The following is a 202-nucleotide window of genomic DNA, read 5'->3' as shown; positions in this document are numbered from 1 at the left end:
TTTCAGCTTGGCTTCCTGTTGTTTCACCAACAGTGCTACCAGATCATCCACGGATACGCCTTGGGTCTCTGCGATTGTAGCCAGCGATTTCTCCGCTTTCAGCTCTTCTTGGAGCTTATCGGCGTCCAGCTTCAAGAGGGACAACAGTTCTTCGTTTTTCTCAAAGCCCATTCCTTTACCTGGTCCACGTCCATGATGCGTG

1 pseudogene is annotated in these 202 nt (G+C 50.5%); it reads right to left on the bottom strand.

The annotated features are described in order from the left end of the window. Positions 1 to 202, bottom strand: a pseudogene (locus HP401_RS35555) (hypothetical protein); the annotation flags it as partial.

Origin of the sequence: Brevibacillus sp. HB2.2, from assembly GCF_013284275.1 — a bacterium.
Lineage (GTDB): Bacteria > Bacillota > Bacilli > Brevibacillales > Brevibacillaceae > Brevibacillus > Brevibacillus brevis_D.
The sequence above is the reverse complement of the archived record's forward strand: the minus strand, read 5'-3'. Positions and strand labels throughout refer to the sequence as shown.